At 73.2% G+C, this 4,746-nt stretch carries 4 protein-coding genes; 2 read left to right on the top strand and 2 right to left on the bottom strand.

From position 1 onward, the window contains the following. Positions 1 to 26: 26 nt before the first annotated feature. Positions 27 to 386, bottom strand: a complete 360-nt coding sequence (locus BIU90_RS01420; protein WP_083403586.1) for an MGMT family protein — start codon at positions 384 to 386, stop codon at positions 27 to 29. Continuing rightward, positions 386 to 838: a GNAT family N-acetyltransferase gene (locus BIU90_RS01415; protein WP_071298450.1), complete on the bottom strand. Its 453-nt coding sequence runs from the start codon at positions 836 to 838 to the stop codon at positions 386 to 388. Before BIU90_RS01415 ends, BIU90_RS01420 begins: the two co-directional genes overlap by 1 nt. Before the next feature lie 106 nt (positions 839 to 944). Here BIU90_RS01415 and BIU90_RS01410 point away from each other — a divergent pair, with 106 nt between their 5' ends. Then, positions 945 to 2,198 (top strand): ROK family transcriptional regulator, encoded by a 1,254-nt coding sequence (locus tag BIU90_RS01410; protein WP_071298449.1) that lies wholly within the window; start codon positions 945 to 947, stop codon positions 2,196 to 2,198. Between the two features lie 101 nt (positions 2,199 to 2,299). Then, on the top strand, positions 2,300 to 4,714 hold the full coding sequence (locus tag BIU90_RS18545; RefSeq protein WP_071298448.1) for a lamin tail domain-containing protein: 2,415 nt from the start codon (positions 2,300 to 2,302) through the stop codon (positions 4,712 to 4,714). The last annotated feature ends 32 nt before the right edge of the window (positions 4,715 to 4,746 follow it).

Raw genomic sequence — 4,746 nt, 5'->3', positions numbered from 1 at the left:
AACCGGTTTGGACCAGTTCGAGCCCGTTATGCGTTCGTGATGAACGGGTCGTCCGGACCGTCCAGGTCGGGTGACCAACGCGCACGACGCATGTCGAGCCTCCAGGCCGTCCGGCCCCACGTCAGGGGCGTGCCCTCGACCCGGTACTGCTCCAGCGCGCGTTCCTCGTGGTGGACCGGCGGCAGCCCGCCGGACCGCACCACCCGCCACCACGGCAGGTCGGAGCCCTCGTGCGCCATCACCTTGCCGACGGCGCGCGACGCCCGCGACCCGAGGACGGCGGCGACGTCGCCGTAGGTCATCACGCGGCCGGACGGGATCGTCCGGACGACCATCGCGACCGCGGCTCCGAAGTCGGCGACGTCGTCACCGGACGAGTCGGGCACTACAGCGTCAGCACCGCGAAGTGGTCGCCGTACTGGGTCTCGCGCACCACGTCGAAGCCGATCGCGCGGAAGAAGGCCTCGGGGGAGCCCTCGCCGGGCTCGTAGACCACGGTCAGGCGCTCGAAGCCGCGCTTGCGGGCCTCGTCGGCCAGGGCGTGCACCGCGAACCGGCCGACGCCGCGACCCTGTGCGGTGCCGGACACGTTGACGCGCCAGATGCAGGCCTGCAGCTCTTCCTGCGGGTTCTCGGCGTCGAAGCTGCCGACGATGAGCCCGACGACCTCGTCGCCGTCGAGGACGACCCGCGGCCAGGCGGCACTCGGCTTGACGTCACGCTCCGCGACGCCGTACGTCGTCGGTTGCACGAACTGCTCCTGCCCCGGCTTGAGCGTCAGGGAGTTCGCCGCGGTGGCGGTCGCGGCGGAGAGTTCTTCGAGGCGGAGGTCCGTCATGCGGTCAGGCTAACGGTGCGACCCGTGCGGGGGCCAGCGCTGCGGGCTCGAACCAGGCGAAGTCATCCTCGCGGTGGAGCGATCCGCACCGCGGTATGGTCCAGACATGGCGGAACACCGACGCGGCGCAAACCTGCCGTCGATCGGCGGCTTCAACCGCACCGTCGTGCTCGACGCCGTCCGCCGCTCGCCCGACGGGCTGAGCCGGGTCGAGCTCGCCGGACGCACGGGGCTGAGCGCGCAGACGGTGTCCAACGTCACGCGGTTCCTCATCGAGGCGGGCATGATCGTCGAGTCCGGCACGGTCGTGTCGGGGCGCGGCAAGCCCCGGACGATCCTGCGGCTCGAGGCCGGCAGCCGCTTCGCGGTCGGGGTCCACGTCGACCCGGCCGTCGTGACGTACGTGCTGCTCGACCTCGCCGGGACGGTCGTCGCGTCCTCGACGACGTCGACCCCGATGGCCGACGACCCGGACCAGGTCATCCGGACCATGGCATCGGCGATCGACGGGCTCGTCACGGACGCCGAGGTCGACCAGGACGCCGTCCTCGGTGTCGGCATCGCGAGCCCCGGCCCCATCGACGTCGACGCCGGCATCGTCGTGGACCCGCCATTCCTGCCGCGGTGGCGCGGTGTCCCGCTGCGCGACGCCCTGGCGGAGGCGACCGGGCACCCGGTGTTGCTGGAGAAGGACGTCACCGCGGCCGCCGTGGGCGAGATGTTCCTGGCCGGGGAGTCGTCGGCACGGAACTTCGCCTTCGTCTACTTCGGCACCGGGTTCGGCGTCGGTCTCGTCGTCGACCACGAACCGGTGCGCGGGACCGGTGCCAACGCCGGGGACGCCGGACACCTGATGGTCGACCAGGGTGCCCTCGCCGGCACCCCGGACGGCAACGGCGACCGGGGTGAGATCGGTGCGGCGGTCGCCCCGGAACGGCTGGTCCGGCTGGCCGCCTCGCAGGGGCTCGACCTGACCGGCGGGGTGCCGGTCGGGGACGACGCGGGAGCGGTGGACCGGGCCTGGGACGCCCTCGAGACGGCGATCGACGCGGGCGACCCGACGGCGACGGCCCTCGCTGCCGAGGCCGGGACCGTGATGGGGCGCGCAGCGGTCGTCATCGTGAACCTGCTCGACATCGACCGGGTCGTGTTCGGTGGGCCGTTCTGGTCGCGGATCGCCTCGGTGGCGCTGCCCGCGGCTCGGCAGGCCATCACCGGGTCGCCGATCCTCGTGCCGAAGCACCCGGTCACGGTGGTCGAGACCGATCGTGGCGCCGACGTGGCGGCGGTGGGGGCGGCGTGCCTGGTGCTCGACGCGGCATTGTCACCCCGAGCGAGTGCGCTGCTGATCCGGCGCTGACGGGCGTCGACGCACCGGCCGTTCACCGGCGCGACACCGGCTGGTCGTCCGCGTGCTGAACAGTCATGCAGGTCCACGCCCCCTCGCTCGAAGGATCCTGCATGCCCTCCCCTGTCCTGCGCCTCGGTGCTGCCGCGGCGACGTGCGCCGTGCTCGTGGCGGGCGTCCTCGCCAGCACGCCGGCCCTCGCTGCCACGCCGACCACGTCCGAGCCCGCCGCGGCCGCTGCGCCCGCAGCCGCCGCACCTGCCGCTGCGGCGCCTGCTGCTGCTGCGGCGCCGGCCGGCCTGGTCATCAACGAGGTCGAGTCGAACGGCGATGACGTCGACTGGGTCGAGCTCGCGAACACCTCGAGCGCGCCGATCGACATCAGCGGCTTCTCGATGCTCGACGACAGCGACGCACACACCCCGTACGTCCTGCCCGCCGGCTCCGTCGTGCCTGCCGGCGGGTACTTCGTCCTGGACCAGCAGTCGACCACGGCGCCCGGCTTCGACTTCGGGCTGGGCAACCCCGACGAGGTCCGGGTCTTCGACACCACCGGCGCCCTCGTCCTCAGCTACGCCTACCAGGAGCACGCGAAGGTCACCTACGGTCGCTGCCCGGACGGCACCGGACCGCTGGTCGACACCACCGCCTCGACCAAGGGCGCGGCGAACGACTGCTCGTCGCCGGTGCGCATCAACGAGGTCGAGTCGCAGGACGGCGCACCCGGTGACTGGGTCGAGCTGACCAACATCGGCAGCACCACGGTCGACCTGGGCGGCTACGTCCTCAGGGACGCGGAGGACGACCACGCGTACACGATCCCGGCCGGCACGACGGTGACGGCGGGCGGCTTCACCGTGCTCGACGAGGCGGCGTTCGGCTTCGGACTCGGCAAGGCCGACTCCGCGCGGCTGTTCGCGCCGACCGGCGTGCTGGTCGACTCGTACTCGTGGACCGCGCACGCAGCGACCACGTACGGACGGAACCCCGACGGCACCGGCGCGTTCGCCGAGACCTCGGCCCCGACGAAGGGCGCCGCGAACCGGTTCGCGGGCGTCGTCACCGCCGAGGCCTGGCCGGGCGGCCCCGACGAGCGCGTCCTCGACCAGGAGGGCATGTTCTCCGGTGACCTGAGCGGTCTCGACTGGCAGTCCGAGCGCTCCGCGACCGGCGGCGGCGTGCTGTGGGGCGTGCAGAACGGCGACGGCCTGCTGTACCGCATGGTGTCCGACGGTGCGGGCGGCTGGACGCCGTCGAACGCCGCCGGCGCGACGCTGCACTACGCCGACGGCTCCGGGACCCCCGACGCCGAGGGCGTCACCGTCACGTCGGACGACCCCGGCGCCGTGTACGTCTCGACCGAGCGCGACAACGACGTCTCCTCGGCCAGCCGCCCCGCCGTGCTCCGCTTCGCGACCCAGGACGGCTCCGAGGAGACGCTGGACGCCACCGACGAGTGGAACCTGGCCGCGGACTTCCCCGGTCTCGGCGCGAACTCCGGCCTGGAGGGCGTGACCTGGATCCCGGACGCCTGGCTCACCGCCCACGGGTTCGTCGACCAGCACACCGGCGCGGCCTACGCACCGTCGAGCTATCCGGGCCACGGGTCGGGACTGTTCTTCGTCGGTGTCGAGGGCACCGCGAGCACGTACGGCTACGCCCTGATGGAGGACGGCTCGTTCCAGCGGGTGGCCACCATCGCCTCGCCCTTCGCGGTCGTCGCCGAGGTCCAGTTCGACCCGACGCTCGACGCGCTCTGGGTGGTGTGCGACGACGCCTGCGCTGGCCGCACCGCGCTGTACACGGTCGTCGACGGCGCCTTCACCCTCGACACCGTCCACGAGGCGCCCGCGAACGCCGACCGGAAGCTCGCCAACGAGGGCTTCGCCATCGCGGACGTCTGTACCGACGGCGCACGGGCGACGTTCTACGCCGACGACAACGACACCGACGGCTTCTCGCTGCGGACCGGTACGTACCCGTGCGCCGGTGACGGCACGACGCCGACGCCGGGTGACGGTGGTTCGACGCCGGTTCCGACGCCGGGTGGTGGCAGCACGCCGACCCCGGCCCCGGCTCCGACGCCGGGCACGTCGGTGCCGGTCGCGCCGGCGGAGTCCGCGTTCACCGCGGCGCTGCGGGGTGGGATCACGGCGCCGGCTTCGGCGCGTGCGGGGGAGACGATCACGGTCGGTGTGGGTGCGGGGCGTGCCGGGCAGCAGGTGAGCGTGTGGTTGTTCTCGGACCCGGTGCTGCTGGGCACGGTGCCGGTCGCCGCTGACGGGACGGTGCGGGTGATGATCCCGGCGGGGACGGCTCCGGGAGCGCACCGGCTCGCGGTGACCGCGGCGGACGGGTCGCTGATCGGGTGGACGTCGATCCGGGTCGACCCGGCCACGGGTGCGGTCACGGGGGAGCTGGCGTTCACGGGTGCGGAGCTGGGTGGCGGCATCGCTGCCGCGTTGCTGCTGCTCGCAGCGGGGACCGGTGTGCTGGTCGCGCGCCGTCGCCGCGTCAGCGCCGCGTAGTCACGATGCGGTCAGGAGGCTCGGTGCCAGCT

Source organism: Curtobacterium sp. MCBA15_001, assembly GCF_001864835.1.
Taxonomy (GTDB): domain Bacteria; phylum Actinomycetota; class Actinomycetes; order Actinomycetales; family Microbacteriaceae; genus Curtobacterium.
This window is presented reverse-complemented; position numbering and strand designations above follow the sequence as displayed.

Bases quoted from the DNA above. Each gene is read 5' to 3' on its own strand.
- BIU90_RS18545 (WP_071298448.1), top strand. From the start codon at position 2,300: ATGCCCTCCCCTGTCCTGCGCCTCGGTGCTGCCGCGGCGACGTGCGCC.
- BIU90_RS01410 (WP_071298449.1), top strand. From the start codon at position 945: ATGGCGGAACACCGACGCGGCGCAAACCTGCCGTCGATCGGCGGCTTC.
- BIU90_RS01415 (WP_071298450.1), bottom strand. From the start codon at position 838: ATGACGGACCTCCGCCTCGAAGAACTCTCCGCCGCGACCGCCACCGCG.